Source organism: Pseudomonas sp. GW821-FHT03A09 (assembly GCF_059421065.1).
This window is the reverse complement of the sequence record NZ_JBWKUX010000005.1, coordinates 287,317-312,969: the sequence shown is the minus strand read 5'-3', so window position 1 is coordinate 312,969 and position 25,653 is coordinate 287,317. Positions and strand designations below refer to the sequence as shown.

Here is a 25,653-nt window from a genome sequence, read left to right as displayed (position 1 = left end):
TGGCCTGTTCTGAGGAGTACGCATGGCTGTCTACAACTACGACGTGGTGGTACTGGGTTCCGGCCCGGCTGGAGAAGGTGCGGCGATGAACGCCGCGAAGGCAGGGCGCAAGGTGGCGATGGTCGATAGCCGTCGCCAGGTCGGCGGTAACTGCACCCACCTGGGTACCATTCCGTCCAAGGCCCTGCGTCACTCGGTGCGCCAGATCATGCAGTTCAACACCAACCCGATGTTCCGGGCCATTGGTGAGCCGCGCTGGTTCTCGTTCCCGGACGTATTGAAAAGCGCCGAGAAAGTCATCTCCAAGCAGGTTGCTTCGCGTACTGGTTACTACGCGCGTAACCGGGTCGACCTGTTCTTCGGCACCGGCAGCTTTGCCGACGAGCAAACCGTTGAAGTGGTGTGCTCCAACGGCGTCGTCGAGAAACTGGTGGCCAAGCACATCATCATCGCCACCGGTTCGCGCCCCTATCGCCCGGCCGATATCGATTTCCACCACCCGCGTATCTACGATAGCGACACCATCCTCAGCCTGGGCCACACCCCGCGCAAACTCATCATCTACGGCGCTGGCGTGATCGGCTGCGAATACGCCTCGATCTTCAGCGGCCTGGGCGTATTGGTGGAGCTGGTGGACAACCGCGACCAATTGTTGAGCTTCCTCGACTCGGAAATCTCCCAGGCGTTGAGCTACCACTTCAGCAACAACAACATCACCGTGCGCCATAACGAAGAGTACGAGCGGGTCGAAGGCCTGGACAACGGTGTGATCCTGCACCTCAAGTCCGGCAAGAAGATCAAGGCCGACGCCTTGCTGTGGTGCAACGGGCGCACCGGCAACACCGACAAGCTGGGCATGGAAAACATCGGGGTCAAGGTCAATGGCCGTGGCCAGATCGAGGTCGACGAGAACTACCGCACCTGTGTGCCGAACATCTACGGCGCGGGTGACGTGATCGGTTGGCCGAGTCTGGCCAGTGCCGCGCATGACCAAGGCCGCTCGGCGGCGGGCAGCATCGTCGACAATGGTAGCTGGCGTTATGTGAACGACGTGCCGACCGGGATCTACACCATTCCCGAGATCAGCTCGATCGGTAAGAACGAGCACGAACTGACCAAGGCCAAGGTGCCTTACGAAGTGGGCAAGGCATTCTTCAAGAGCATGGCGCGCGCGCAGATCGCCGGCGAGCCGCAAGGCATGCTGAAGATCCTGTTCCACCGTGAAACCCTGGAAGTCCTTGGCGTGCATTGCTTCGGCTATCAGGCGTCGGAGATCGTGCACATCGGCCAGGCCATCATGAACCAGCCGGGTGAGCAAAATACCCTCAAGTATTTCGTCAACACCACGTTCAACTACCCGACCATGGCCGAAGCCTATCGGGTAGCGGCCTACGACGGCCTCAACCGGCTTTTTTGAGCGGCTCCGGCCGGTGGCCTGAGCCGGCCGGGGAGACCGATTTCAGTAATTCTCGAGGGTGGCAGTGGCCAAACCGGGAAAGTCTGTAATCAGGCTATCTACGCCGAAGTCGGCGAGCCTGCGCATCAGCGCAGGTTCGTTGACCGTCCACACGGACACGTGCAACCCCTGGCGCTGGGCTTTTTCCAGACGCTCAGGGGTGCACAACGTCCAGTTCAACGCCAGGATGTCACAGCCGTAGTTCTGCGCGACCTTCAACGGGTCGAGCCAGGCGTACTCGGCGACCAGGCCGCGTGACAGGTCCGGGGTGAGTTCAACTGCTGCCTTCAAGACTTCCCGCGAGCTCGAGGTTACGGTGACCTTGTCCATCAGGCCAAAGCGTACGGCCATCTCCCGGATCGCCAGTACGGTGGTGGCAGCACGGGTGCGCGAGGCGCTTTTGACTTCCAGTTGCCAGTGATCGAAGTCGCACTGTTCGAACAATTCTTCCAGGCGTGGGATCGGGCAAGGCTTGACCCAGCCCGGGCCGCCTTTGCGTGCGTCCATTTTCACTAGGTCCGCTGCCGAGTATTCGACGATTTTGCCACGCCGATCGGTGGTGCGCTTGAGGGTCGGGTCGTGGATGACCATCAGCTCGCCGTCCATGGACAGGTGCAAGTCCAGTTCGCAGCGGCGTACACCGTGCTTGAGGCATTCCTGAAAGCTGGTCAGGGTGTTTTCCGGTGCTTCGCCTTTGGCACCGCGATGGCCGTAAATCAGGGTCACAGTTGCTCCTTTACGCCAGGTTGTCTGGCGGGGTGAATATCAATTCAGGTGTCTTGGGCGTCGCTCTGTTCCCGCGCCAGGCGTCGTTCCTGTGCCTGTTTCTGCAGGATATAGCGGGCGAGTAGCTGGCGCTGGGCATCGGTCATGGACTCGAACTCGGTGCCCACGTCAAAGCCGTCGCCTTTAGGGTCGCAATGGGTGATCTTTGCACGCAGCAGCAAGCCGAGCGCCTGGGGCATCAGCACCAGCTTGACCGCCAGGTGTGCACCGGGTACCAGGGGCGTGGGGTGCTGGAAGTCGATGCCGCCTTCGGAAATGATCACTGGCTGCGGGGCGCCGACTTCACTCAGCAGGCCGCGGGCCATGACCTGGCTGAGCAGGTCCAGGCGTTTGTTCTGCACTTTGAGGAAGGCGGCCAGGCTGCGATCTTTCTCGTTGATCTGGCGCAACAGGTGCTGGGCTTCGAATTCGCTGAGATGCAGTTCGCTGAGCAGATTGAACAGCGGTGAATCATCCAGCAATACTTCCTTGCTCGCGGCCTCGGGGGCGGACAGGCTTTTGATTTGGAGTGCGATCATGTCGGCGATACGGTAGTATTCGCGGCGTTCTTCTTCATCTAATGTCGACATGGCGAACCCCAGGTAACGGTAATGGTCAGAGTGTAAAGCTGCTTACCAGACCCCGCCACCGGGACGTCTTCTTTTCCTCCGAACAAGCCCCGACATGTTCAGACCTCTCTTCGTATTTATCGGCACGCGTTATACCCGTGCAAAGCGTCGCAATCATTTTGTGTCGTTCATTTCCTTGACCTCGATGATCGGGCTCGCCTTGGGCGTGGTCGTGATGATCGTGGTGTTGTCGGTGATGAATGGCTTTGATCATGAGATGCGCACCCGCGTGCTGGGCATGGTGCCCCACGCGACCATCGAGGGTGACTCGCCCATCAGTGACTGGCAGAGCCTGGCCGACAAGGTCAAGCAGAATCCCAAGGTGGTGGCTGTCGCGCCGTTTACCCAGATGCAGGGGTTGCTGACCAATGACGGCAAAGTGCAGAAGATCCTGCTCAACGCCATCGACCCGGCACAGGAGCGCAACGTCTCGATCATCGACAAGTTCATGCTGCAGGGCAAACTCGATGATTTGACCCCCGGCAGCTTCGGCATCGTGATCGGTGACAAGGCCGCGACCAAGCTCGGCGTGGGCATCGGCGACAAGCTGACCTTCGTCGCGCCGGAAGTCACCGTGACTCCGGCCGGTATGTTCCCGCGTATGAAGCGGTTCACTGTGGTCGGCACTTTCCACGTCGGCGCCGGTGAGATCGACGGTTACATCGGCCTGACCAACCTCACTGACCTGGCCCGCCTGCATCGCTGGCAGCCGGATCAGGTGCAGGGCCTGCGCCTGAAGTTCAATGACCTGTTCGACGCGCCGCGCACGGCCTGGGAAATCGCCCAGCACTTGGGCGACAGCCAGTACTACGCCCGCGACTGGACCCGCACCCACGGCAACCTGTACCAGGCCATCCGCATGGAAAAAGCCATGATCGGCCTGCTGTTGCTGCTGATTGTCGCCGTGGCCGCGTTCAATATCATTTCCACGCTGGTGATGGTGGTGAACGACAAGAAGGGCGACATCGCGATCCTGCGTACCCTCGGCGCCACACCGGGTCAGATCATGGCGATCTTCATGGTGCAGGGCACCGTGATCGGTGTGGTCGGCACTTTGATCGGCACCGCCGTCGGCATCCTGGCGGCATTGAATGTCAGCGCCGCCATCGCCGCGCTGGAAAAAGTCATCGGCCACAAGTTCCTCAACGCCGACGTCTACTTCATCGACTACTTGCCGTCCCAGGTTCAGGCCCAGGACGTGTTGATGGTGGGCGGCGCGGCGTTGGTCTTGAGTTTCCTTGCCACCCTGTATCCAGCCTGGCGCGCGGCACGTACCCAGCCAGCACAGGCCTTACGTTATGAGTGAATCGGGCATGAGTGAAAAAGCAATCCTGAGCTGCCGCAACCTGGGCAAATCCTACGAGGAAGGCCCGGAGTCGGTGGTGGTGCTGTCCAACCTGCAGCTTGAACTCCACCCTGGCGAGCGCGTGGCGATCGTCGGCAGTTCCGGTTCTGGCAAAAGTACCTTGCTCAACCTGTTGGGTGGGCTGGATACGCCGTCCCAAGGCAGCGTCTGGCTGGCAGGCGAAGAATTGTCGGCCCTGGGCGAGAAGGCCCGTGGTCAGCTGCGCAACCGTTCGCTCGGTTTTGTTTACCAGTTCCACCATCTGTTGCCGGAGTTCACCGCCCTGGAAAACGTGTGCATGCCGTTGTTGATCGGCAAGATCGCGATTCCCGAAGCGCGCGAGCGTGCCAAGGCGTTGCTGGAGCGTGTAGGCCTCGGTCATCGCCTGGAGCACAAGCCGGCTGAGCTGTCCGGTGGTGAGCGCCAGCGTGTGGCGATTGCCCGTGCCTTGGTCAACAACCCGGGCCTGGTGATGCTCGACGAGCCGACCGGCAACCTCGACTCCCACACCGCCCAGGGCATCAAGGACTTGATGCTGGAACTGAGCACCCAGATGCGCACCGCGTTCCTGGTGGTGACCCATGACATGAGCATGGCCCGCCAGATGGATCGCGTGCTGCACCTGCAGGAAGGTCATCTGGTCGCCATTTGACCCGTTTCAAGCCTGGCGCCTGGCGTCGGGCTTTTTAATTTTTTCAACGGTGCCCGCGAATGTTCAGACCGTTATCGATTTTCATCGGCACGCGCTATACCCGCGCCAAGCGCCGCAACCGTTTTGTTTCGTTTATCTCGATGACTTCGATGATCGGCCTCGCCCTGGGCGTATTGGCCATGATCGTGGTGTTGTCGGTGATGAACGGCTTCCAGCGCGAAATGAGCTCGCGCATTCTCGGCATGGTGCCCCACGCCACCATCGTTGGCGTGAACCCGATCGATGATTGGCAGCCGGTGGCCGCCGCCGCGATGAAGAACCCACAAGTGACCGCTGCCGTCCCGTTCACGCAGATGGACGGTATGTTCTCCTACAAAGGTGCGATGCAGCCGATTGAGATCAGCGGCGTTGACCCGGCCCAGGAAGGCAAGGTGTCGATCGTGGCCCAGCATATCGTGCAGGGCAAACTGGATGACCTGAAGCCCGGCGAGTTCGGCGTGGTGGTAGGCGAAATCACCGCACGGCGTTTTCGCCTGAACGTGGGTGACAAGCTGACCCTGATCGTCCCGGAAGTCAGCACTGCGCCGGGGGGGATCACCCCGCGCATGCAGCGTTTGAACGTGGTGGGCATCTTCAAGGTCGGCGCCGAGCTGGATGGCTCCATGGCCTTGATCCACATGGCCGACGCCGCGGAAATTCAGCATTGGCAACCGAACCAGGTGCAAAGCGTGCGCCTGGCGGTGAAAGACCTGTACGCGGCACCCAAAGTCTCGGCGGATATCGCCGCCAGCCTGGGCGCGGCCTACAAGGCTGACGACTGGACCCATACCCAGGGCAGCCTGTTCAGTGCGATGAAGATGGAAAAGACCATGATCGGCCTGCTGTTGCTGATGATCGTTGCCGTGGCTGCGTTCAACATCATCGCCACCCTGATCATGGTGGTGAACGACAAGGGCGCGGATATCGCCATCCTGCGCACCATCGGCGCCACGCCACGCCAGATCATGGCGATCTTCATGGTGCAGGGTACGGTGATCGGTATCGTCGGCACCCTGATTGGTGGCGTGCTGGGCGTGATTGCGGCATTGAACGTGAGTGAGCTGGTGGGCTGGCTGGAGCGGGTGTCCGGGCAACATATCTTCAGCTCGGATGTGTACTTCGTCAGCAACCTGCCTTCGGAGCTTCAGGGCGGTGATGTGTTGCTGATTTGCACGGCAGGGTTTGTGTTGAGCTTCTTGGCGACGCTGTATCCGGCGTATCGGGCGGCGAAGATCGAACCGGCGCATGCCCTGAGATATTCTTAAGCCTTTAGGCCGCCATCGCAGGCAAGCCAGCTCCCACATTGGAATGTATTCACAGCTCAAAATGTGGGAGCTGGCTTGCCTGCGATGGGGCCGGCCCAGCTGCATCAACTTCCCTTGGGCAACTCAATCACAAACCGCGTCAACCCCGCCTCCGACTCACAATAAATCCTCCCGCCGTGGGCCCGCACAATCGACTGGGTAATCGCCAACCCCAGCCCTGCATGCTCGCTGCTGCCTTCCCGCCGCGCCGGATCGGCCCGATAGAACCGGTCAAACAACCTTGGCAGCAGCTCCGCAGGAATACCATCCCCGGTGTTCTCTATTGAAAGCCTCACTCCATCGTCTATCCGCACACGCACTTCGCCACCTGGCGGGGTAAACCGCAATGCGTTATCCAGCAAATTCGAGAATGCCCGACGCAACATCCCGCGATCACCCGTTGTACGGGCCGTGCCTTCGCGCACCAGGCTGATTTGCCCGTCCTCCGCCAACAGGGTGAAGAACTCCAGCAATGTGTCAACCTCATCTGCCAGCACCAAGGTTTCCCGCTTAGGCACCAGCAAACCATGATCCGCCTTGGCCAGGTACAACATGTCATTCACCAACTGTGCCATCCATTGCAGCTCTTCCAGATTGCTGTGCAACGCCTCGCGATAATCTTCAAGTGGGCGCGGTTGAGTGAGGATGACCTGGGTCTGCGTCAACAGGTTCGACAGGGGGGTGCGCAGTTCGTGGGCGATGTCGGCGGAGAATGCCGACAGGCGTTGGAAAGCATCGTCCAGGCGGTCCAGCATGGCGTTGACCGCCTGTGCCAGCTCGGCCAGTTCCACCGGCATTTGTTCCTGGGGCAGGCGTTGGGTCAAAGAGTGGGCGGACACGCTGGCAGCCACTTCACCCATGCGCCGCAATGGCCGCAACCCACTGCGTGCCGCCCACGCGCCGAGCAGGGCGGTGGCCAGGGCCGAGAGGCCGACGGTGAGCCAGATCAGGTGTTGCATGCGTTGTAGGAAGTGTTGGTGATGGGTGATATCCAGCATCAGCGTCAGCTTCGGTGAGTCAGGTTGGCCTGCTCTCAAGGGCGCGTTGTATACCCGGTAGTCGGTGCCCGCGTTTTGCAGGCTGTGCAGACCGGGAGCTTCGGGCAGGGTGATGTCGGGAGCATCGTCCAGCCAGCGCTGGCCTGCGGCGGTGATGCGCAGCGTCAGGTCCTGCTGGTGAAGGAGCTCGCCGCGCAGTTGTGCTTCGTGGCGGGCGAATGACTCTGGCGAGTCGACACCCTGCAGGGTTGCGCGCAATGCCAGCAGCTTGCTGTCGAGTTGCTGCTGGTCCAACTCAATGAAGTGCGCCTCGCTGGCGCGGTTGAACAGTACGCCAGCCAGCAACGAAACCACTGCCGTACACGCGGCAAACAGCAGTGCCAGGCGGCTGGATAGGGACAGGCGCTTGATCAATTGACGCGCTCCTCCAGCACATAGCCCATGCCACGTACGGTGTGGATCAGTTTATTGGGGTAGTTGTCGTCGACTTTCAGGCGTAGCCGGCGGATCGCTACTTCGATGATGTTGGTGTCGCTGTCGAAGTTCATGTCCCACACCTGAGAGGCGATCAGGGTCTTGGGTAGTACTTCGCCCTGGCGGCGCAGCAGCAATTCCAGCAGGGCGAACTCCTTGGCGGTCAGGTCGATGCGCTGGCCATCTCGCTCGACACGGCGCCGGATCAGGTCCAGGCGCAGGTCGGCCAGTAGCAGGGTGGTTTCCTGGGGCGAACTGCTGCCTCGGCGCAACAGGCTGCGTACCCGGGCCAGTAGCTCAGAGAAGGCGAAGGGTTTGACCAGGTAATCATCGGCCCCCAGCTCAAGGCCGTGCACACGGTCTTCCACGGCATCGCGGGCGGTGAGAAACAACACCGGAAGGTCCAGACCGGCGCTGCGAACGGCTTGCAAAATCTGCCAGCCGTTTCGGCCTGGCAGCATGACATCGAGGATCAGCAGGTCGTAGTCGCCGGTCAGCGCCAGGTGCTGCCCCGTGGTGCCGTCAGCCACCAGCTCGGTGGTAAAGCCAGCTTCGGCCAAACCTTGGCGCAGGTATTGACCGGTTTTGGGTTGGTCTTCGACGATCAGCAATTTCATGGGCAGCTCTTGGCAACGGGTTACGACGGGCTTTATACCTTGGGTGCCAGGGGATGGGCGCAACCTGACAAAGTTGTAATCTAGCAGTCAGGTGGCTGGCAGCGGCGCTATCTTAGAGTGCATCGCAGGCTTAACCCACATATTGGAGAGTGAGAAATGGCGTTGCGTACACCTTTGTTGTTGGCAGGTTGCCTGTTGGCGTTAAGCCTTGATGCGGTGGCTGACGCGGCACACACCTATGCGTTCGGCCAGCCGGCGCCGGCGAGCAAGGCCACACGCACCGTAGAAGTTGTGCTGCAGGACATTTCCTTTTCGCCCAAATCTTTGGACGTAAAAGCCGGTGAGACAGTGCGCTTTGTACTCGTCAACAAAGGCCAGTTGCTCCACGAATTCAATCTGGGCGACGCGGCGATGCACGCCGAACACCAGAAGGAAATGCTACAGATGCAGGCCAGCGGGATGCTTACCTCTACCGGCATGGGCAAGATGGACCACAGCGCCATGGGCCATGGCGATATGGGAGGCATGAAACACGATGACCCCAACAGTGTACTGGTGGAGCCCGGCAAGACCGCTGAGCTGACGTGGACCTTTACCAAGGCCACCGGACTGGAGTTTGCCTGCAACCTGCCAGGGCATTATCAGGCGGGTATGGTCGGCAAGCTTAACGTCGATTGATCCGCTGCCGTTTAGGCGCGGGAGTAAAGGCTGGTAGACTGGTGCGGTTTATTTAGCCAGGTTTCCGCCATGCATCCCGCAGCCGAACATTCGCCGCTGGGCAAGTCCAGTGAATACATCTCCACCTACACCCCTTCGTTGCTGTTCCCGATTCCTCGTGCCGCCAAGTGGGCCGAGCTGGGACTGAGCGCCGAGACCTTGCCTTACAAGGGCGTGGATTTCTGGAACTGCTTCGAATTGTCCTGGCTGCTGCCTTCAGGCAAGCCGGTGGTGGCTATCGGTGAGTTCAGCATCCCGGCCGACTCGCCTAACATTATCGAGTCCAAGTCCTTCAAGCTGTACCTCAACTCGCTGAACCAGACCGCGTTTGCTGATACGGCCAGCCTGGAAGCGACCCTGCGCACCGACCTGAGCGCCGCTGCCGGCAAGCCCGTGACCGTGCGCATTCGCAAGCTGGCCGACATTGAGGCCGAAGGTGTGATGGCGTTGCCGGGTGTGTGCATAGATGACCTGGATATCAGCGTCAGCAACTATGAGCACCCGCGCCCGGAACTGCTGCGCTGCGACGATTCACGCATCGTCGAGGAGAGCGTGCATAGCCATCTGCTCAAGTCCAACTGCCCAGTGACCAGCCAGCCTGATTGGGGCAGTGTGGTGGTGGAATACCGTGGTTCGGCGTTGGATCACGCAAGCCTGCTGGAATATATCGTGAGCTTTCGCCAGCACTCGGACTTCCATGAGCAATGTGTGGAGCGCATCTTCCTGGACCTGCAGCGCTTGCTGAAGCCAGAGAAATTGACGGTGTATGCGCGGTATGTACGTCGTGGCGGGTTGGATATCAACCCGTATCGCAGTACTGAAGATGTGGCGTTCCAGAACGTGCGCCTGGCCCGCCAGTAGCCTTTATACAAAACCAATGTGGGAGGGGGCTTGCCCCCGATAGCAGAGGTTCAGACACAGACTCTGTGACTGTCACTCCGCCATCGGGGCAAGCCCCCTCCCACATTTTGATCTGCGCTTGGCTGACGGGCAGATTAGATCCCGATATTACCCAGGGTGATCATGATATTGCGCAAGGTCCCGGAAATGACCGGGTGTTCGGCGTCAAACTCGATGGCCGCTTGATTCACATCGTCGGAAATGCTGGGTGTCTGGGTGGCCGGCTCCAGTTCAAGTTGTAATTCAAACTTGGCAATCAAGGCTTCCAGCGCTTCACGTTTTTCTTCCGGCAGCGGCGGTTCCTGTTCCAACTGCCCGCGCAGGATTTCGACCTGTTCTTCCAGTTTTTTGCGATCAGGCATGACGTGTTTCCTTTTATCGATAGGCACTGGCATAGACCGCGGCACGCCGAGAAAGGTCTACGAGCTGACCTGTAGATTAATCCACTGGCGTCGACTGTGCATGATCCGTGTCAGGGCTTCTCGCCTTTGAGCTGGCGCAGGCTGATGTCCGCCAGGCAGGTGCCGAGTTCGCCCAGGTGGTCGATCACCGAGTGTACACCCAGTCCATACAGTGCCACCGTGGCTTTACCGCGCTTGTGCTCGCGTTGTTGCTCGGTAAGTGCCTGCCACTGCTCGGGCGCCAGGCCACAGAGTGAGCCGCAGGACGCCAAACCGATGGTCCACAGCCCGGCATTCAGACCCGATTGCAGCAGGCGCGGCTCACCGCTGACCAGCACGCAGCCTTCCAGGCGTTCGATGTTCAATTCCATCAAGGCTTGCCAGCACGCATGAGGCGCCGGCCAGCGGATGGAGGAGGGTGATGTTGCTTTCAGCCAGCCAGGCAGTGTCGCAGCCAATGGCGTGGTGATTGAGGCGGGCAGTTCATCCAGCCATGCGCAGGGCACGCCTTGGTCCTTGAGGCTACGCAGGATCTTCAGCGCGCCAGGAGTGGCTTGGGAGTCGGGAGAGGGCGAATCGGTGCGTGCCTGGGAACCGAAATCCACCAGGCAGCCACTCAAGCCGAACAGCACGGCGGTCAAGGAAGGGGCGCTGGCGACGGCAATTTCGGCTTGAGGCATTTCGACATCCCTGAAATAGCTGTGACGCTAGCGAGGCGGGATGACAAGCAGATGACACTGGCAGGAGATTGTAGGGATTTTGTGCATTTTCTATATGACGTTTCCTACTGGCTGCCTAAATTGATACTTCCGTCATATACTGACGGTCTTCTTCAGGGCATAGCGCCCATGACAGACTATTCAAGGAGCTAAAGCTATGCGCTGGAGCCAGTATTTCGCTCAGCTATCTGTGTGTGCCACTATTCTGATGGCCCCGTTCGCCGCTCAGGCTGCGTCGGAAGACGACCCATGGGAAAGCGTCAACCGCCCGATCTTCACCTTCAACGACACGGTTGACACCTACGCCCTCAAGCCATTGGCTCAAGGCTATCAGTTCGTCACTCCGCAGTTCGTACAGACGGGCATCCATAACTTCTTCCGCAACATCGGTGATGTTGGCAACTTTGCCAACGACGTGTTGCAGCTCAAGCCGCACGCGGCGGGTGTCGACACCGCTCGTCTGCTGGTGAACACCACTTTTGGCGTGCTGGGCTTTATTGATGTCGGCACCAAAATGGGGCTGCACCGCAATGACGAAGACTTTGGCCAGACCCTCGGCTACTGGGGCGTTGGCAGCGGTCCTTACGTGATGCTGCCGTTGCTGGGCCCAAGCACCCTGCGTGATGCACCGTCCAAATACGTCGACACCTACACCCAACCGTATCGCTACATGAACGATATCGGCTGGCGTAACAGCACCTTTGGCCTGAACGTTATCGATACTCGTGCCAGCCTGCTGGACAGCGAGAAACTGATCACTGGCGACAAATACACCTTCATCCGTAACGCTTACCTGCAGAACCGTGAGTTCAAGGTCAAGGATGGCAAGGTCGTCGACGATTTTTAAATCGTGATGCTTTGAAATGAAGGCGACCCTGGCGGTCGCCTTTTTTGTGGGCGGATTTCAGTGCATTTTCAAGATCTTGAGGCCCAGGTGCTGTTCATCCCCCGCGGCCTTGGTCCACACCACTTCAGTGTCTGCCTCCAGGCCTTTGAGGGCTGCGTGCTCCGAATCGATGCGCACCGTCAGTTGGTCACCCACGTTGAATTGTCGAGGGGCCTGCACCTGCATACCGGAGCTGGAGAGATCCAGGCAAACCCCGGCAATCTCCTGGCCGGCGTGGATCAACGACACATCGGCATCTACTCGCATACGGATGAAATCGCGTTTTTCGGCGTAGTCGCGCTCGTGTTCGCTCATGGGTTCCATCCTTACTTTGTGTTGTGGTGGTGGGTGTTCTTATAACTCCCGGTGATTTGCGGTGTAAAGACGCCCAGCGACCATCGGCATGAGCTTGAAACCCCTGACGGATGGGAGTACCGTCTGCGCCTTAGAAGGGCACCTCTGCTTTACAGTTGTGCGTGGGTTAATTGCCTATGCTTTGTAGGACAGAGAGGCTAGAAAGCGAATCCAGTACGTGAGCCCGGCCATTGTCGAGCCACCTACGCCAACCTAATTCTGGCGCCGTTTGCCCACATGCAAAAAACCAGTGCCACGCTGCTGATAATCGATGACGACGAAGTAGTGCGCGCGAGCCTCGCGGCCTATTTGGAAGACAGTGGCTTCAGCGTCCTGCAGGCCGGCAATGGCCAACAGGGTCTCCAGGTGTTCGAGCGCGACAAGCCCGACCTTGTGATCTGCGACCTGCGCATGCCCCAGATGGGCGGCCTTGAGCTGATCCGCCAGGTGACCGAGCTTGCTCCGCAGACGCCGGTGATTGTCGTGTCCGGTGCCGGCGTGATGAACGATGCCGTCGAAGCCTTGCGCCTGGGCGCCGCCGACTACCTGATCAAGCCCCTGGAAGACTTGGCCGTGCTGGAGCACTCGGTGCGCCGCGCCCTGGATCGTGCACGCCTGCTGGTCGAAAACCAGCGCTACCGCGAGAAGCTCGAAACCGCCAACCGCGAACTCGAAGCCAGCTTGAATTTGCTCCAGGAAGACCAGAACGCCGGTCGCCAGGTGCAGATGAACATGCTGCCGGTCAGCCCCTGGACCATCGACGACTTCAAGTTCGCTCACCAGATCATTCCGTCGTTGTACCTGTCGGGTGATTTTGTCGACTACTTCCGGGTGGATGAGCGGCGTGTGGCGTTCTACCTGGCCGATGTCTCCGGCCACGGCGCTTCTTCTGCTTTTGTGACCGTGTTGTTGAAGTTCATGACCACACGGCTGTTATTTGAATCCAAGCGCAATGGTACCTTGCCGGAGTTCACCCCTTCCGAGGTGCTGGGCCACATCAATCGGGGCCTGATCAGCTGCAAGCTGGGCAAGCACGTGACGATGGTCGGCGGCGTGATCGATGAAGAAACCGGTCTTTTGACCTACAGCATTGGCGGTCACCTGCCGATGCCTGTTCTATACACTCCTGACAGTGTGCGTTACCTGGAAGGGCGTGGTCTGCCCGTTGGCTTGTTCAATGAAGCCACTTACGAAGACCACATCCTGGAACTGCCGCCGACCTTCAGCCTCACGCTGATGTCCGACGGCATCCTCGACCTTCTTCCAGAGCCTACACTCAAGGAGAAAGAAGCCGCCTTGCCCCAAAAGGTCAAGTCGGCGGGCGGCAGCCTGGATGGCCTGCGGCAAGTGTTTGGATTGGCCACGCTGGGGGAGATGCCGGATGATATCGCCCTATTGGTGTTGAGCAGGAACCTTTGATGAGTACCGGAAGAATCCAATTCGCCGAGCAAGACGGGACCTTCGTCCTGAAGTTTGTCGGTGAAGTGCGCCTGACCTTGTGTTCGGCGCTGGATGCGACGATTGAGCGGATCTTCACAGCGCTGAACTTCTCGGCGATCGTGATCGATCTGACCGAAACCCGCAGCATCGATAGCACCACCCTGGGCCTGTTGGCCAAGTTGTCCATTCTGTCTCGGCAGAAGGTCGGCTTGTTGCCGACAGTCGTCACCACCCACGAAGACATCACCCGTCTGCTGCAGTCCATGGGGTTCGACCAGGTGTTCAACATCGTTGATCGCCCGATCCCTTGCCCGGAATGCCTGACCGACCTGCCATCCCAGGACCAGTCCGAGGAAGTGGTACGGGTCAAGGTGCTGGAAGCGCACAAGATCCTGATGGGCTTGAACGAGTCCAACCGCGAAGCCTTCCACGACCTCGTCAATGCCCTCGAGCGCCACTGATTCCCCAATTGAAATGTGATCAAAATGTGGGAGGGGGCTTGCCCCCGATGACAGTGTGTCAGCCAAGGTATCTGCGCCTGACCCACCGCTATCGGGGGCAAGCCCCCTCCCACATTGAATTGAGCTGGGCTTCAGATCTGCTGAGCATAAAAAAGGGCGGTACCCGCGAAGGGTACCGCCCTTTTTGCCGCCGCCGCTTTTACAGCTTGGCAGTCAACAACGCCTCCAGCTTCTCCTGGTCCCGAGCAAACTGACGAATCCCCTCTGCCAGCTTCTCAGTTGCCATCGCATCTTCGTTGGACGCCCAGCGGAACGCCTTTTCGTCCATATGAATACGTGCCTCACCGGCATGGCCCGGCGCCAACTTGCGCTCCAGCTTGCCTTCATCTGCCGCCAGCTTCTCCAGCAGATCCGGGCTGATGGTCAGGCGATCACACCCAGCCAGCTCTTCAATCTGGCTCAGGTTACGGAAGCTTGCACCCATCACTACGGTCTTGTAGCCATTGGCCTTGTAGTAGTTGTAGATGCGCGTCACCGACTGCACGCCCGGATCATCCGCGCCGGTGTAGTCGTTGCCGTTGGCCTTCTTGTACCAGTCGTAGATACGGCCCACGAACGGCGAAATCAGGAATACGCCAGCCTCTGCGCAAGCCACAGCCTGGGCGAAAGAGAACAGCAGGGTCAGGTTGGTCTGGATGCCTTCTTTTTCCAGCTTCTCCGCCGCACGGATGCCTTCCCAGGTGGAAGCGATCTTGATCAGCACGCGGTCACGGCCAACACCGGCCTTGTCGTACAGGTCGATCAGACGGTGCGCACGTTTGAGAATGGCGGTTTCGTCGAACGATAGGCGGGCATCCACTTCAGTGGAGATACGGCCTGGCACCACTTTGAGAATCTCTTGACCCACCGCCACCGCAAAACGGTCGCTGGCCAGGCCTACATCGCCGTTGCAGTCCTTCACGGCCTCATCCAGCAGCTTGGCATAAGCCGGAATCGACGCAGCCTTGAGCAGCAGGGAAGGGTTGGTGGTGGCGTCTTGTGGCTTGAGCTTGGCGAGTGCCGAAAAATCGCCGGTATCGGCAACGACAGTGGTGAATTGCTTGAGTTGTTCCAGCTTGGAAGTCATGGGCGTGCTCTGTCCTGTGGGTCTGATGACATTACCCGAGCACCGGCAGGCGCTCAAGGGCGCAAACGCGTTCGAGCGTTTGCGAGGGCAATAACGTGAAAACAGCCGTTTGAATGACTGGCTGTGCTGCTAAATAGGAGGGCAAAATCGGGGGTAGGTTCATTCTGGGTGGACGCACCCCGAGCCGCCGTCTTTATATATTCAATTTCACTGTTTTGAAGTTGTGAAAACTTTATTTTATTTAAGTTTATTGGTTGCTGTTTTTGCCTGTGCTATACCTGATTCGCAGACGCTGAATATGCCGATAAAAATTCTGAGGACTTAACTGTTCGCGGCGAAGTGCGTGTGTGTCTTCCCATTAGTAATCTGCTTGTTCGCTAGTTAAAAAGCAAAGGAGAGATATGATGAAACGGAATATATCAACGCTAGTCGCTGCCATGGGTTTTATATGTTCAACGGCGGTATTTGCCGATGTAACAACAGTGCAGCAGGCCCTCACCGCCGGTTGCTACGATACCCAGGAGATGCGCGCAATCATCGACACCGCCAAGGCTGGTAAACCGATGGGGAGCCGCACCCTTGAAAAGGAAAATGAACTGACCTCGACCTATGGAGGCAAGATCACCGATTCCAGAGTGACGGCGCCTGCCACCTGGGTGTATCGCGCGTATGAAAACGCAGACACCAACAATTGGCATGTCCAGAAGCTGAAGGCGGGCGTGATCTATGCCAAGGCCCAGAACGACCTGGAGAGATACATTAAAAACGGCGGCACGCCCGAAAAGTACTGGGCCATCGACGGGCCCGACCTGCATCAGGCGGATTTCCCCACTGCCACTTACACGACAATGCGACTGCTCGCGTTACAGTCCAGCGACACTCCGCAAAGCCAATTTGTAAGTTTTGCACTGGACTACGCTACCACTGGAACCTTTGGAGAGGCGGTGTATGCACTTCAGGTGAACCCGAATTCACCCATTCTAGGGCTGGTTAACTGCAAGGCTGCCGGTGGTGAAGTTCAAGTTCAAATTCTTGGCGGCACCACATTCGATACGCTTTACCGAAAACTTAGAACGGAGAGTGTTTGGAAACGATATGACCGCAAGGCAGACGCATGGGTAACTGTACCCAATGGAACAGTGCCGGAAAAATTGTAAAACCGCAGCAAGGGCCGGCAGCCAATGCCGTGCCCTTGCACTTGATCCACTCTGAGCTTAAGACATCACACTTGAAATGTGGGTGCTGGCTTGCCTGCGATGCCTGCGATGACGGCCTTGCAGGCACTGACACTTTTCTGATGTACACCACACCAGATGTTGGAGGGGGCTTGCCCCCGATAGCGGTGTGCCAGTTACCAATCTATCCGCTGACACTCACCGCCCTTCCAACAGCCCCGCAGCCTGATCCAACAACGCCAACGGGTCAGCAGCCTTATGAATATCCACCGACAACAACTGCCTGAACTTGCGCGCCCCCGGGAACCCAGTGCCCAGCCCCAGCACATGCCGCGTAATATGATGCATCGTCCCACCACTGGCCAAATGCTCAGCAATATAAGGCCGTAACTGCGCAAGCGCCTCCGCCCGACTGATCACGGGTCGGGTACTGCCAAACAACTGCTGATCCACCTCCGCCAGCAAATACGGGTTGTGATAAGCCTCTCGCCCCAACATCACCCCATCAACCGTCTGCAAATGCTCATGGCACTGCTCCAACGTCTTGATCCCACCGTTGAGCACAATCTCCAACTCAGGAAAGTCCCGCTTCAACTGCGCCGCCACGTCATAGCGCAACGGTGGAATATCGCGGTTCTCCTTGGGCGACAACCCCTCCAGAATCGCAATCCGCGCATGCACTGTAAAACTGGTACACCCCGCGTCCTTCACAGTGCTGACGAAATCACACAACTCGGCATAACTGTCGCGCCCATTGATCCCGATGCGATGTTTCACCGTCACCGGAATCGAAACCGCATCGCGCATCGCCTTCACACAATCCGCCACCAACGCCGGGTGGGCCATCAGGATCGCACCGATCATATTGTTTTGAACGCGGTCACTGGGGCAGCCGACGTTCAGGTTCACTTCGTCATAACCGGCCGCCTCGGCCATGCGCGCGCAGGCGGCCAGGTCTGCGGGGACGCTACCGCCCAGTTGCAGTGCAAGCGGGTGCTCGGCTTCGTTGTGGCGCAGGAAGCGCTCGTGATCGCCATGCAGGATCGCGCCGGTGGTGACCATCTCGGTGTAGAGCAGGGCGTGTTTGGAGAGCAGGCGCAGGAAGAACCGGCAGTGGCGGTCAGTCCAATCCATCATGGGGGCGACGGAGAAGCGGCGGGAGAGTGGGGCGGTTTGTAAGGGCATTGGGGGATCTGAGTCAGCGAGGCGGATGGGGCACAGTTTATCAGGGATGGGTCGCGGGGAGGTGTTAGCCGTGCCTTTCACCATTTCGAGAAAACCATCTTGTGCTGCTTTTTCGTAGGGTTGCTTGATTGCGTCATGGTGGGTCTGAGAGCGTTTGTGTCTTTTCAGCATGAGTTGTATTTGGGCAGCGTCCAAATTAGTATCAGGCGCACAATGCGCGTTCACCATGGAGGGTATATGACTTGGGTCGTTGGTGGTAATTGTTTTAATGGTTTTATATGTGTGGCTGATATTCAGGCTACTATCATATATCCGGGTGTTAAGGGTGCTAAGTATTATAATTGTGTTCAGAAAATTCACAGGGTTTCAAATAACCTTTGCGTTGCTTTTTGTGGAGATATACGCAGTGGTCTTGAAATTATTCAAGAGTTGAGATGGGCTCTTGAGGGGGTCATAAAGACCAATGAGTATTTTGATATTGATGGGCAATCCAAGAGCGTAATAAATTTTTTGAGAGAGAGCTATAATCGGTTGAATCCGCGTTCTAAGCCTGTTGTAGAGTTTATGTTCTTGTGGAATGCTCAGGATGGTGAGGATGAGCATTTTCGTCCGTTTTGTATGAAGTTTCGTTCTCCGAATTTTGGCATGTCTTCAACTGCCCGAATTGGTTTGACAAGAATCGGTTCAGGAAATGACAGCGAAGGTTTTCGTGCAATTGCAGATTTTCTTGCAGGTGCGGATGCGGTTACTGAAACGTCTAAAAGAATTTTCCCTAATCAGCCGGAAGCGCCAAATATTTGGACGGTTCAAAAGTTTAAGAAGCTTCTTTTTAATGAGGCGACTAATATTGACTTTGCAGGCGTAAGTAAGAGCTTTATTTCCTTTGAGTCGGTTGTGGATTATGCGGGCATTTTTCCTGAAGATATTCATCTGGATCTCACGGATGCTTTCAAGAAAATCGGTGTCGCTTATGACGTTGTCCACACGGAGAATCATTCTTATAATCAAGTGACTTTGGATCCTGATAAAATAAAGAAAACTGTTTCTGAACTCTTTAGGTCGGATATACGGTCTGCGCGCGATGTGCAAAAAAAATTACAGGCAGGGTTGGCCAGTGCAAACCTTGAGTCGATATCAAAACTGCCAACTATCAAGGTAGATAAGATCTATGGCGATGAGGAAATTCATAGCTATAAACTTGTAACTACTTGGGATGGGATGAGTGATTTTCTTGATGGGTGCAACATCAAGGCTGATGCCTGCATAGCGAATGCTTGAGAAATTGCTAACTGGAGTACCTGGTGCAAGCCAGGTTACTCCCTTGTTTTTCTCGGCTCAGCTATCAGGCTTCATGCCGCTAACCTATTCAAATTGACGCAAACTGAAGGTGAACGGGACGAGGTAAACGGGACAGATTTATTTTTCGCCTAATACTCTAGCTTCAATTTTAAATAAATCCGTCCCGTTTACTCTAAAACAGGCCGCGCCGGCCTAGTCGACTTCGCGCTTTGGCGGATGAGCCGTGATGATTTCGGCATAGTGGGCTTCGATTACCCTTGGTCATCACTGCCCTGTGCAGCAGCAATCAACCAGTCACGCAATTGCACGGCGGCTGCGTTGAGAGGCCGATCCTTACTCGTGATTAGGTAGTAACCCTTTCCAGTGCGCAGTTTGTGCGCAAATAACTGTACCAAGTGGCTCTTATCCAGATCTTCTTCTACCAACCATGGGCTGGTCAGCACCAAACCCTGACTTCGCCGTGCCGCATCGATGGCTATTTCCGACTGGTCGAAACGTAGATGGCTTGTCATGCCGTCGAAGGAGAGTCCGACCTGCGCGAGCCATCGCGACCAATTTGAGTGCGAGGTCGTTACTAGCAGGGTCGCTCGCGTCATGTCCCCCACATTTAACGCTTGGAGCCACTCCCGATAAGCGGGGCTGCAATAAACGCTCACTTCGTCAGGCAGCAGCAACAGGACATTCAGATTGTCGTCCTGGCCGTCGAAGTACCGGACAGCCAGATCGTATGTGTGGGCGTTGAAATCCACGTTTTCGGCTGACGCGCTGAGATGAAGCTCCAGGCCAGGATATCGACCGGTTAGAGAGGGCATGCGTCTCGCGAACCAGGTGTTGGCGAACGCTGGCGGCATGCTCAGACGCACTTGAGATTCGTGTCGATGCTGTACCGAGGCATTGGCTTCGTCAATCTGCTGCAGCGCAGGTTTTATCTGTTCCCAATAGTGCGTCGCCTGTTCGGTCGGTTGCAATTTGCGCACGGTGCGCACGAACAAAGGAACGCCCAGCCACTCCTCAAGCTTGCGAATCTGTTGGCTCACTGCACCCGGCGTGACAAACAGCTGTTGAGCAGCTAACGACGCGCTACCGGTCTGCATAACCGCGTCAAAACAAGCAATGGCCTTAAGCGGAGTATCAGATCGCATAGTTTAGTTATTCTCTACCATAGCGATAAAACAGATGGTTTGTACGGCATTAGCGAGGCCATGACAATGACTCCGTCAATCGTACAAAGCTATGGAGGTGTAAGACATGAATATTCTGATCATCCACGCTCATCCCGAACCTAAGTCATTCAACGGCGCCATGACTAAGACCGCTGTGCGCACTCTTGAAGCGCTAGGGCATAAAGTCCAGGTCAGCGACTTGTACGCCATGGGGTGGAGTTCTGCGCTTCACCCAGATGAGTTTGGCGATCGTGCCGATGCAAACTATTTTGATCCATCTAACGAACAAGAGCATGCGCAGGCCAGTGCGACAGTGTGCCGCGAGGTCGAGCGTGAACAATCAAAAGTCGCCGAGGCCGACCTGGTCATTTTTCAGTTCCCGATGTGGTGGTTTTCCATGCCAGCAATACTCAAAGGATGGGTCGATCGGGTCTTTAGCCGTGGCTTCGCGTACTCCTCCGGGCGCAAGTATGAAACCGGACTCCTCAAGGGCAAGCGAGCAATGCTAAGCCTGACCACAGGCACGGCCAGCACTCTATATGAGCCCAACGGAGTTGATGGCGATCTGCACCATATTCTTTGGCCCATTTATAACGGGATTTTTGCCTACACCGGCTTCACTGTCCTACCACCTTATGCCGCTTGGATGCCTGCGCGAGTGAGCCATCTGCAGCGCGAACAGTACCTGCGGGATTATGTTGAGCGCTTGTCTAACTTGGATGAACTCCAACCGTTGTTCCTCCACCCCCGTCGGGATTACGACGAGCATCAACAACTCAAGCCCGGTGTCATCGCCCGCTCTGGCGTCCAGTGGAATCCGCGCGCAGAGCAGACCTTTGAGGAGTCGGCAATCAGCTTTGCGCAGCCGCGCCTTGAAGATGAAAAGAACTCACAAACCTCATGCTTCAACGAGATTGAATCTTCACGGGGGGAATCCCAGTGAAAGGCTATTGGATCATTCTGGGGACGGATGTAGTCGACGCCGATGCACAAAAAGAATACAGCCGGCTTTGGGCGCCGATAAGCAAAAAATATGGTGCTAGGGTCAGGCTTTTAGAGCCCGGCGTGCTGGTGGAATCTGTGACCACTAAGCGGGTATTGGCTGTCGAGTTTCCAAGCTATGAACAGGCCAAAGCCTGCAATATTGATCCTGACTATGCTGAAGCAAGGTTGATTGCATTACGTGCTTACAAGCGCGAGATGATAATTATCCAAGGCGATTTGGCGTAATGCCTTGCGGGTTGGTAGAGGTTCGTATCCTTTCGAAACGTTGCAACTTTCTGATTCTAGTCGTTTAGCCAAACCGTAAAGCTCAACTTGGAGTTATCCGCCTCAGAGGGTAGCTAATGTCAAATTTCGCAAGTTAGTGGGGGATAACTATGGGGCGGCGCTATAACTCGATGACGTCATCGCCCAAAGCAGTCAGCTGAGTATTACGGTCGCGCAAAGCTACTGAACCGGAAAGGCTCTGCGGCGCCCAACATCGATGGGGTAAACGGGACAGGTAAACGGGACAGATTTATTTTGCGCCTAATACTCTAGCTTCAATTTTAAATAAAACCGTCCCGTTTACTCTGTGTAGTGCCGCCGAGGCAAAGCACATCACGGCGGCTGAGCGTGTTGCTCGTCGTCCCTCGTTCCAGGGGGAGAAAGTTGTTGTCACCCCTCGAGGCCAAGCAACTGGGAGAGCACGCGTCCTTGCGGGGTAGTCCAGTCGATGGCCAGCTCCGACACGACTTGTGCTGTCGATGTGATCACGGCTCCGGCCTGCTCCATACGCCGTAGCGCGGCGTCGTCTCCTATCTTTGTGAAAGAAGCAGACGCGTCCGTGACAACCTGAACGTGATACCCCTCGTCAAGCAACTGGAGCACCGGAAAGACGACACAGACCTCGGTTGTGATGCCGGCGACAATCACCTTCTTTCTTCCTGTGGCTTTGACCGCGTTGTTGTAGTTCGGGTCGTGCATCGCGTTCACGATTCCCGTGCGCTTGACCCGCTTGGCGAAGGCGTCCGGTACGACCTCCTCTAGCTCGGGAATCAGTGGGCCCTGGAGGTTTTCCTCCATGCTTGAGGTCAGTACCAGTGGCATGCCGACGCCCTTGGCGATCTTCGCGAGCTGCACGGCGTTCCTCTTGATTTGCTCGACGTCATGCGATCGTGTCCAAGATATCGTTCCCGTCTGATGATCGATCAGCAGCATCGCGGCGTTTTCTGCGGTGTAGACATTCTTATGCATGGCTTGCTTCCTATCTGGTGATTGTCGACTCTCCATGAACACAATATGTTTCGTCATTTTCTTGCACAAGCAATGGTTTATTGGCAACATTGTTCCATGAATAGAACGATCGATCTCAATCAGCTCTTGATTTTCGTACGGGTCATTCAGGCGGGGAGTCTGAGTGAGGCCGCGCGACGTTTGAACCTGCCAAAGTCCACAGTGAGTCGGAAGATCTCCGACCTGGAGGAGCGGGTCGATGAGCGGCTCATCCAGCGCACGACGCGTAAACTGAGCCTCACCGAGGCGGGCCGTCTGCTCTTCGAGCGTGTTTCCCCGGCCATGAGCGACATCGAGGAGGCTGAGAGCGCGGTGGCTGGAATGCGTGGGGCTCCGCGCGGCGTGCTGCGGGTCGCGGCTCCCATGTCGTCCAGCACGCTCGGCCCGATCGTCGCCGAGTACTTGATTCGTCATCCGGACGTGGCCGTTGAGATGGTGTGCTCCGATCGTCGTGTTGATCTCGTGGAGGAGCGCTTCGATGTGGCCATTCGAGCGGGAGAACTTGTCGATTCGACCCTTGTTGCGCGCAATCTCGGAAAAGCGAAGTTCATGCTGGTCGCAGCCCCCGAGTACTGCAAGCGCCATGGCGTCCCGAAGACACCTGCGGAACTGACGAGTCACGCATGTATCGCGTTCGGCGGCGGAGCCGCACCGCACATCTGGCCTCTGGAGTCGAAGGGGAAACGTGTCGAAGTCCGCGTTACCCCACGACTGACGGTCAATGACATGGAGATCGTTCGCGAGGCCGCCCTCATGGGCGTGGGGATCGCATGGCTACCCCAACTCTTCTGCACCGATGACCTGCGCCATAAGCGCTTGCTGCCCTTGCTCGTCGACTGGTGCTCGACAGCGATCCCCGTGAATGCGCTCTACCCAACGAGACGTCATCTTTCGCCAAAGGTGGTTTCCTTCGTCGACCTGCTCTCCGAGCGGATCCAACTGCACGATCACTAACGCGCAGCTTTCTCAGAGGGTAGCTAATGGTCAATTCTCGCAAGTTAGTGGGGGATAGCTATGGGGCGGTGCTATAACTCGATGACGTCATCGCCCAAAGCAGTCAGCTGAGTATTACGGTCGCGCAAAGCTACTGAACCGGTTCCAGGCTCGCTCCGCCGACTGCCTTGTACAGCGCGACCACAGCCAGTGCCTGCTGCTCGACAACGTCCGCTCTGCTCAGTTGCGCTTCGCGCAAAGCCTTTGTCGCGTCGAGACGGTCGAGCAGGTCCGTGATACCGCGTTGATAAAGCGTATCGGCATGGCTGACCGTGCGCTGGGCGGCGGCGAGGCGAGTCTCTTCCTCAAAGGCTCTGCGGCGCCCAACATCAATGGCGTTGAGTGCATTTTCTGTATCTTCGATGCCTTCAAGCACGGCCAGGCGGTACGCAAAGATCGCTTCCGTCAAACCTGCTTCACGCGCACTCACCACCGCGCGGCGAGCGCCCCAATCCAGCAATGGGATATGGATGGACAGTCCCGCCGATGCGTTTGTCGCGCGTTTGGCTAGAGGTGTGCCGATCAGGTCGCCCTTGGCGGTAATGTCGCCCACCAGAGTCATGCGCGGGTAGAGGTCGGCAACAGCGATACCCAGCTCCGCGCTGGCTTGTGCAATCGAGCGTTCTGCACGCTGGATTTCCGGGCGCACGCGCACCAGATCCGCCGGTAGAACACGCAGCGCCAAGCGCTCAGCCACGGGTTGTGGCATCGGTTTCAGTAAGTGGGAGTCAATGGTGGTTTTACCGGTCAACACGGCGATGCGCTGGGCGGCTTGCTGTATGGATTGCTCAAGCAACGGCAACTGCGCCGCTGTCTCCGAGGCTGCGGTCAGGCTGCGATCAATGTCGAGATCGCCCACGATACCGGCAGCGCGGCGGTCGCGTGTCATCGCTACGAGACGGTTTTGATCTTTGAGGTTTTCTTTTTGAAGCGCCAGGCGGCGTTGTCCGCTACGTAGTTCGATGTAGCTGCGCACCACTTCGGCGACTACGGAAACACGCGCCATTCGCGACTCGGCCAGCGCGCTACCGGCTGTTGCGTGGGCGGCTTCTTCGGTAGCCGCGAGGCGTCCGAACAGATCCAGCTCCCAGGAGGCGTCGAAACCTGCCTGGAAGTAGCTGCTGGCTCGCGATCCGGAAGGCGACTGCAGGTCGTCTTCCGAGGTGCGCTCAAAGTCACTTTCGGCCCGGCCGGACAGACGCTTCTGGCGCCGACCTTCAGCGCTTGCGCCCACCTGCGGCAATCGTTGAGCTGCGGCCGTTCTCGCTAGCGCCCGGGCGGCTTGCAAGCGATTGCTGGCCTGCAACAACGTCAGGTTCTGTTCAAGCGTCTGTGCAACCAACGCATCCAGCACCGCCTCATCAAACGCCTTCCACCATTGAGCAGCGTCGACACTCGGGGTGCGATGCACGGCGCCACGGTTCGCCCAGTCGGTTGCAACGGGCTGCGCGCTGTCTGGCTGCGGGCCAAGCTTTGCGCAGCCCGCCAACGCGACGGCCATGACGATGGCCGCGAACAGGGGCGGTCTTTGCCTGAGATAAGGGGTTGCCTGTCGGCTCACGGAAAGATCCTTTCGTGTCGTTGCTTGACTGTGACTGGGGCTTCCTAAATACTAGACTAAGTAGTCGATCTAATGAAAGGGGCATACATCAGCATTGGCCTCTACGGAGAAGAAATGAGAAAAGTTGATCCTGAGAAGCACCAGGCCAAGCTGCAGCAGATCCTTGAGGCTGCGGTCATGTGCTTCGCTGAAAAAGGTTTTCGCGGCACATCGACCAACGAGATCTGTGCTGTCGCGGGCATGAGTCCGGGCAATCTCTTTCACTATTTCCCCAATAAGCAGGCAGTGATTGAGGCCATCGTGGAGGAGGACCGGCGCGAAATGAGTGAGCGCTTTGCTCAACTGGCCAGTGAACCCGACGCCATAGTGGCTGTTGAACAATTGGTAAAGGATCTCTTGAAGCAGTGCGCCGATCCTATCTACGCCAAGATCGGTGTTGAAGTGGTTGCCGAGTCCATGCGCAACGCTGAAATGGCAGCCTTGGTTGCTGTCAGCGAGGCTTCGATCAAGGGCGATCTGGTCGCGCTTCTCCAGCGCGGGATCATCCAGGGTCAGATCGATGCGACCTTGGACCCGAAGGTCGCGGCGACCTGGCTCATCGCGCTGCTTGACGGCGCAGTCTCTCGTTCTGTGCTGGACCGGGATTTCAAGCTCAAAACGTATACGCCGACGCTGATGCGCATGATCCGGCGATTTCTTGAATAGATCGCCTCACTA

General features: G+C 57.5%; 27 protein-coding genes. 15 read left to right on the top strand and 12 right to left on the bottom strand.

Annotated elements, in window-relative coordinates; all coding sequences use genetic code 11:
- The first annotated feature begins 22 nt into the window (after nucleotides 1–22).
- Nucleotides 23–1,417 carry a Si-specific NAD(P)(+) transhydrogenase gene (sthA, locus tag AC07V4_RS11785; RefSeq protein ID WP_257780541.1) on the top strand — a complete coding sequence of 465 codons (1,395 nt, stop codon included), beginning with the start codon at nucleotides 23–25 and terminating at the stop codon, nucleotides 1,415–1,417.
- A gap of 42 nt (nucleotides 1,418–1,459) precedes the next feature.
- Here the strand turns inward: sthA and AC07V4_RS11780 are convergent, their stop codons facing one another.
- Both AC07V4_RS11780 and AC07V4_RS11775 read right to left on the bottom strand, forming a co-directional pair.
- A complete protein-coding gene (locus AC07V4_RS11780) occupies nucleotides 1,460–2,182 on the bottom strand; it encodes a glycerophosphodiester phosphodiesterase (protein WP_492636183.1) in 723 nt (240 codons plus the stop codon).
- A 44-nt stretch (nucleotides 2,183–2,226) separates the two neighbouring features.
- Nucleotides 2,227–2,811 (bottom strand): PilZ domain-containing protein, encoded by a 585-nt coding sequence (locus AC07V4_RS11775; RefSeq protein WP_492636184.1) that lies wholly within the window; start codon nucleotides 2,809–2,811, stop codon nucleotides 2,227–2,229.
- 94 nt (nucleotides 2,812–2,905) lie between these two features.
- On the opposite strand from AC07V4_RS11775, the gene AC07V4_RS11770 reads away from it, so the two are divergent.
- The 3 genes from AC07V4_RS11770 to AC07V4_RS11760 are packed head-to-tail and all read left to right on the top strand — an operon-like array spanning nucleotide 2,906 to nucleotide 6,151.
- Nucleotides 2,906–4,156, top strand: a complete 1,251-nt coding sequence (locus AC07V4_RS11770; RefSeq protein ID WP_492636185.1) for a lipoprotein-releasing ABC transporter permease subunit — start codon at nucleotides 2,906–2,908, stop codon at nucleotides 4,154–4,156.
- Between the two features lie 7 nt (nucleotides 4,157–4,163).
- Nucleotides 4,164–4,847 carry a lipoprotein-releasing ABC transporter ATP-binding protein LolD gene (gene lolD / locus AC07V4_RS11765; protein WP_492636186.1) on the top strand — a complete coding sequence of 228 codons (684 nt, stop codon included), beginning with the start codon at nucleotides 4,164–4,166 and terminating at the stop codon, nucleotides 4,845–4,847.
- A gap of 59 nt (nucleotides 4,848–4,906) precedes the next feature.
- Nucleotides 4,907–6,151 carry a lipoprotein-releasing ABC transporter permease subunit gene (locus tag AC07V4_RS11760; RefSeq protein ID WP_431750961.1) on the top strand — a complete coding sequence of 415 codons (1,245 nt, stop codon included), beginning with the start codon at nucleotides 4,907–4,909 and terminating at the stop codon, nucleotides 6,149–6,151.
- Nucleotides 6,152–6,255: 104 nt separating this feature from the next.
- Here AC07V4_RS11760 and AC07V4_RS11755 read toward each other — a convergent pair whose 3' ends face one another.
- Both AC07V4_RS11755 and AC07V4_RS11750 read right to left on the bottom strand, forming a co-directional pair.
- Nucleotides 6,256–7,602, bottom strand: a complete 1,347-nt coding sequence (locus AC07V4_RS11755; protein WP_492636187.1) for a heavy metal sensor histidine kinase — start codon at nucleotides 7,600–7,602, stop codon at nucleotides 6,256–6,258.
- The gene (locus AC07V4_RS11750) at nucleotides 7,599–8,279 is read right to left on the bottom strand and encodes a heavy metal response regulator transcription factor (protein WP_431749449.1); all 681 of its coding nucleotides are present in this window, start codon (nucleotides 8,277–8,279) and stop codon (nucleotides 7,599–7,601) included. The genes AC07V4_RS11755 and AC07V4_RS11750 overlap by 4 nt, the downstream gene beginning before the upstream one ends.
- Nucleotides 8,280–8,435: 156 nt before the next feature.
- Between AC07V4_RS11750 and copI the strand changes: the two genes are divergently transcribed.
- Nucleotides 8,436–8,957 carry a copper-resistant cuproprotein CopI gene (gene copI, locus AC07V4_RS11745; RefSeq protein ID WP_492636188.1) on the top strand — a complete coding sequence of 174 codons (522 nt, stop codon included), beginning with the start codon at nucleotides 8,436–8,438 and terminating at the stop codon, nucleotides 8,955–8,957.
- A gap of 69 nt (nucleotides 8,958–9,026) precedes the next feature.
- A complete protein-coding gene (gene queF, locus AC07V4_RS11740) occupies nucleotides 9,027–9,857 on the top strand; it encodes an NADPH-dependent 7-cyano-7-deazaguanine reductase QueF (RefSeq protein WP_492636189.1) in 831 nt (276 codons plus the stop codon).
- A 134-nt stretch (nucleotides 9,858–9,991) separates the two neighbouring features.
- Here the strand turns inward: queF and AC07V4_RS11735 are convergent, their stop codons facing one another.
- Together AC07V4_RS11735 and pcrP are read right to left on the bottom strand one after the other, a co-directional pair.
- Nucleotides 9,992–10,258 carry a DUF4404 family protein gene (locus AC07V4_RS11735; RefSeq protein ID WP_492636190.1) on the bottom strand — a complete coding sequence of 89 codons (267 nt, stop codon included), beginning with the start codon at nucleotides 10,256–10,258 and terminating at the stop codon, nucleotides 9,992–9,994.
- A gap of 110 nt (nucleotides 10,259–10,368) precedes the next feature.
- Nucleotides 10,369–10,977, bottom strand: a complete 609-nt coding sequence (gene pcrP, locus AC07V4_RS11730; RefSeq protein ID WP_492636191.1) for an HAD superfamily inactivated hydrolase PcrP — start codon at nucleotides 10,975–10,977, stop codon at nucleotides 10,369–10,371.
- 247 nt (nucleotides 10,978–11,224) lie between these two features.
- Here pcrP and AC07V4_RS11725 point away from each other — a divergent pair, with 247 nt between their 5' ends.
- Nucleotides 11,225–11,863, top strand: a complete 639-nt coding sequence (locus AC07V4_RS11725; protein WP_492636403.1) for an MlaA family lipoprotein — start codon at nucleotides 11,225–11,227, stop codon at nucleotides 11,861–11,863.
- 57 nt (nucleotides 11,864–11,920) lie between these two features.
- On the opposite strand, the gene AC07V4_RS11720 is transcribed toward AC07V4_RS11725, so the two are convergent.
- Nucleotides 11,921–12,217 (bottom strand): PilZ domain-containing protein, encoded by a 297-nt coding sequence (locus tag AC07V4_RS11720; RefSeq protein ID WP_492636192.1) that lies wholly within the window; start codon nucleotides 12,215–12,217, stop codon nucleotides 11,921–11,923.
- Between the two features lie 276 nt (nucleotides 12,218–12,493).
- On the opposite strand from AC07V4_RS11720, the gene rssB reads away from it, so the two are divergent.
- Both rssB and rssC read left to right on the top strand, forming a co-directional pair.
- The gene (rssB, locus tag AC07V4_RS11715; RefSeq protein WP_198761422.1) at nucleotides 12,494–13,675 is read left to right on the top strand and encodes a two-component system response regulator RssB; all 1,182 of its coding nucleotides are present in this window, start codon (nucleotides 12,494–12,496) and stop codon (nucleotides 13,673–13,675) included.
- A complete protein-coding gene (gene rssC, locus AC07V4_RS11710; RefSeq protein ID WP_003172602.1) occupies nucleotides 13,675–14,157 on the top strand; it encodes an anti-sigma factor antagonist RssC in 483 nt (160 codons plus the stop codon). Before rssB ends, rssC begins: the two co-directional genes overlap by 1 nt.
- Before the next feature lie 199 nt (nucleotides 14,158–14,356).
- Here the strand turns inward: rssC and tal are convergent, their stop codons facing one another.
- Nucleotides 14,357–15,283 carry a transaldolase gene (tal, locus tag AC07V4_RS11705; RefSeq protein WP_492636193.1) on the bottom strand — a complete coding sequence of 309 codons (927 nt, stop codon included), beginning with the start codon at nucleotides 15,281–15,283 and terminating at the stop codon, nucleotides 14,357–14,359.
- A 404-nt stretch (nucleotides 15,284–15,687) separates the two neighbouring features.
- Between tal and AC07V4_RS11700 the strand changes: the two genes are divergently transcribed.
- On the top strand, nucleotides 15,688–16,440 hold the full coding sequence (locus AC07V4_RS11700; RefSeq protein WP_492636194.1) for a hypothetical protein: 753 nt from the start codon (nucleotides 15,688–15,690) through the stop codon (nucleotides 16,438–16,440).
- Nucleotides 16,441–16,656: 216 nt separating this feature from the next.
- Here AC07V4_RS11700 and dusA read toward each other — a convergent pair whose 3' ends face one another.
- Nucleotides 16,657–17,643: a tRNA dihydrouridine(20/20a) synthase DusA gene (gene dusA / locus AC07V4_RS11695; protein ID WP_492636195.1), complete on the bottom strand. Its 987-nt coding sequence runs from the start codon at nucleotides 17,641–17,643 to the stop codon at nucleotides 16,657–16,659.
- A 237-nt stretch (nucleotides 17,644–17,880) separates the two neighbouring features.
- Here dusA and AC07V4_RS11690 point away from each other — a divergent pair, with 237 nt between their 5' ends.
- On the top strand, nucleotides 17,881–18,921 hold the full coding sequence (locus AC07V4_RS11690; protein ID WP_492636196.1) for a hypothetical protein: 1,041 nt from the start codon (nucleotides 17,881–17,883) through the stop codon (nucleotides 18,919–18,921).
- Nucleotides 18,922–19,193: 272 nt separating this feature from the next.
- On the opposite strand, the gene AC07V4_RS11685 is transcribed toward AC07V4_RS11690, so the two are convergent.
- A complete protein-coding gene (locus AC07V4_RS11685; protein ID WP_492636197.1) occupies nucleotides 19,194–20,084 on the bottom strand; it encodes a LysR substrate-binding domain-containing protein in 891 nt (296 codons plus the stop codon).
- A 106-nt stretch (nucleotides 20,085–20,190) separates the two neighbouring features.
- On the opposite strand from AC07V4_RS11685, the gene AC07V4_RS11680 reads away from it, so the two are divergent.
- Together AC07V4_RS11680 and AC07V4_RS11675 are read left to right on the top strand one after the other, a co-directional pair.
- Nucleotides 20,191–21,048 carry an NAD(P)H-dependent oxidoreductase gene (locus AC07V4_RS11680; RefSeq protein ID WP_492636198.1) on the top strand — a complete coding sequence of 286 codons (858 nt, stop codon included), beginning with the start codon at nucleotides 20,191–20,193 and terminating at the stop codon, nucleotides 21,046–21,048.
- On the top strand, nucleotides 21,045–21,335 hold the full coding sequence (locus tag AC07V4_RS11675; RefSeq protein ID WP_492636199.1) for a DUF1330 domain-containing protein: 291 nt from the start codon (nucleotides 21,045–21,047) through the stop codon (nucleotides 21,333–21,335). The genes AC07V4_RS11680 and AC07V4_RS11675 overlap by 4 nt, the downstream gene beginning before the upstream one ends.
- Nucleotides 21,336–21,764: 429 nt before the next feature.
- On the opposite strand, the gene AC07V4_RS11670 is transcribed toward AC07V4_RS11675, so the two are convergent.
- Nucleotides 21,765–22,343 carry an isochorismatase family protein gene (locus AC07V4_RS11670; protein WP_492636200.1) on the bottom strand — a complete coding sequence of 193 codons (579 nt, stop codon included), beginning with the start codon at nucleotides 22,341–22,343 and terminating at the stop codon, nucleotides 21,765–21,767.
- A 45-nt stretch (nucleotides 22,344–22,388) separates the two neighbouring features.
- Here AC07V4_RS11670 and AC07V4_RS11665 point away from each other — a divergent pair, with 45 nt between their 5' ends.
- The gene (locus AC07V4_RS11665) at nucleotides 22,389–23,336 is read left to right on the top strand and encodes a LysR family transcriptional regulator (protein WP_492636201.1); all 948 of its coding nucleotides are present in this window, start codon (nucleotides 22,389–22,391) and stop codon (nucleotides 23,334–23,336) included.
- A 130-nt stretch (nucleotides 23,337–23,466) separates the two neighbouring features.
- Here AC07V4_RS11665 and AC07V4_RS11660 read toward each other — a convergent pair whose 3' ends face one another.
- The gene (locus AC07V4_RS11660; RefSeq protein ID WP_492636202.1) at nucleotides 23,467–24,876 is read right to left on the bottom strand and encodes an efflux transporter outer membrane subunit; all 1,410 of its coding nucleotides are present in this window, start codon (nucleotides 24,874–24,876) and stop codon (nucleotides 23,467–23,469) included.
- Between the two features lie 174 nt (nucleotides 24,877–25,050).
- Here AC07V4_RS11660 and AC07V4_RS11655 point away from each other — a divergent pair, with 174 nt between their 5' ends.
- The gene (locus tag AC07V4_RS11655) at nucleotides 25,051–25,641 is read left to right on the top strand and encodes a TetR/AcrR family transcriptional regulator (protein ID WP_492636203.1); all 591 of its coding nucleotides are present in this window, start codon (nucleotides 25,051–25,053) and stop codon (nucleotides 25,639–25,641) included.
- Nucleotides 25,642–25,653: the final 12 nt, after the last annotated feature.

What these genes read in the sequence shown, in the direction of transcription:
- sthA (WP_257780541.1), top strand. Translation starts at nt 23, where the DNA reads ATGGCTGTCTACAACTACGACGTGGTGGTACTGGGTTCCGGCCCGGCT.
- AC07V4_RS11775 (WP_492636184.1), bottom strand. Translation starts at nt 2,811, where the DNA reads ATGTCGACATTAGATGAAGAAGAACGCCGCGAATACTACCGTATCGCC.
- AC07V4_RS11770 (WP_492636185.1), top strand. Translation starts at nt 2,906, where the DNA reads ATGTTCAGACCTCTCTTCGTATTTATCGGCACGCGTTATACCCGTGCA.
- lolD (WP_492636186.1), top strand. Translation starts at nt 4,164, where the DNA reads ATGAGTGAAAAAGCAATCCTGAGCTGCCGCAACCTGGGCAAATCCTAC.
- AC07V4_RS11760 (WP_431750961.1), top strand. Translation starts at nt 4,907, where the DNA reads ATGTTCAGACCGTTATCGATTTTCATCGGCACGCGCTATACCCGCGCC.
- AC07V4_RS11750 (WP_431749449.1), bottom strand. Translation starts at nt 8,279, where the DNA reads ATGAAATTGCTGATCGTCGAAGACCAACCCAAAACCGGTCAATACCTG.
- copI (WP_492636188.1), top strand. Translation starts at nt 8,436, where the DNA reads ATGGCGTTGCGTACACCTTTGTTGTTGGCAGGTTGCCTGTTGGCGTTA.
- queF (WP_492636189.1), top strand. Translation starts at nt 9,027, where the DNA reads ATGCATCCCGCAGCCGAACATTCGCCGCTGGGCAAGTCCAGTGAATAC.
- AC07V4_RS11735 (WP_492636190.1), bottom strand. Translation starts at nt 10,258, where the DNA reads ATGCCTGATCGCAAAAAACTGGAAGAACAGGTCGAAATCCTGCGCGGG.
- pcrP (WP_492636191.1), bottom strand. Translation starts at nt 10,977, where the DNA reads ATGCCTCAAGCCGAAATTGCCGTCGCCAGCGCCCCTTCCTTGACCGCC.
- AC07V4_RS11725 (WP_492636403.1), top strand. Translation starts at nt 11,225, where the DNA reads ATGGCCCCGTTCGCCGCTCAGGCTGCGTCGGAAGACGACCCATGGGAA.
- AC07V4_RS11720 (WP_492636192.1), bottom strand. Translation starts at nt 12,217, where the DNA reads ATGAGCGAACACGAGCGCGACTACGCCGAAAAACGCGATTTCATCCGT.
- rssB (WP_198761422.1), top strand. Translation starts at nt 12,494, where the DNA reads ATGCAAAAAACCAGTGCCACGCTGCTGATAATCGATGACGACGAAGTA.
- rssC (WP_003172602.1), top strand. Translation starts at nt 13,675, where the DNA reads ATGAGTACCGGAAGAATCCAATTCGCCGAGCAAGACGGGACCTTCGTC.
- tal (WP_492636193.1), bottom strand. Translation starts at nt 15,283, where the DNA reads ATGACTTCCAAGCTGGAACAACTCAAGCAATTCACCACTGTCGTTGCC.
- AC07V4_RS11700 (WP_492636194.1), top strand. Translation starts at nt 15,688, where the DNA reads ATGAAACGGAATATATCAACGCTAGTCGCTGCCATGGGTTTTATATGT.
- dusA (WP_492636195.1), bottom strand. Translation starts at nt 17,643, where the DNA reads ATGCCCTTACAAACCGCCCCACTCTCCCGCCGCTTCTCCGTCGCCCCC.
- AC07V4_RS11690 (WP_492636196.1), top strand. Translation starts at nt 17,881, where the DNA reads ATGACTTGGGTCGTTGGTGGTAATTGTTTTAATGGTTTTATATGTGTG.
- AC07V4_RS11685 (WP_492636197.1), bottom strand. Translation starts at nt 20,084, where the DNA reads ATGCGATCTGATACTCCGCTTAAGGCCATTGCTTGTTTTGACGCGGTT.
- AC07V4_RS11680 (WP_492636198.1), top strand. Translation starts at nt 20,191, where the DNA reads ATGAATATTCTGATCATCCACGCTCATCCCGAACCTAAGTCATTCAAC.
- AC07V4_RS11670 (WP_492636200.1), bottom strand. Translation starts at nt 22,343, where the DNA reads ATGCATAAGAATGTCTACACCGCAGAAAACGCCGCGATGCTGCTGATC.
- AC07V4_RS11665 (WP_492636201.1), top strand. Translation starts at nt 22,389, where the DNA reads ATGTTTCGTCATTTTCTTGCACAAGCAATGGTTTATTGGCAACATTGT.
- AC07V4_RS11660 (WP_492636202.1), bottom strand. Translation starts at nt 24,876, where the DNA reads ATGGCCGTCGCGTTGGCGGGCTGCGCAAAGCTTGGCCCGCAGCCAGAC.
- AC07V4_RS11655 (WP_492636203.1), top strand. Translation starts at nt 25,051, where the DNA reads ATGAGAAAAGTTGATCCTGAGAAGCACCAGGCCAAGCTGCAGCAGATC.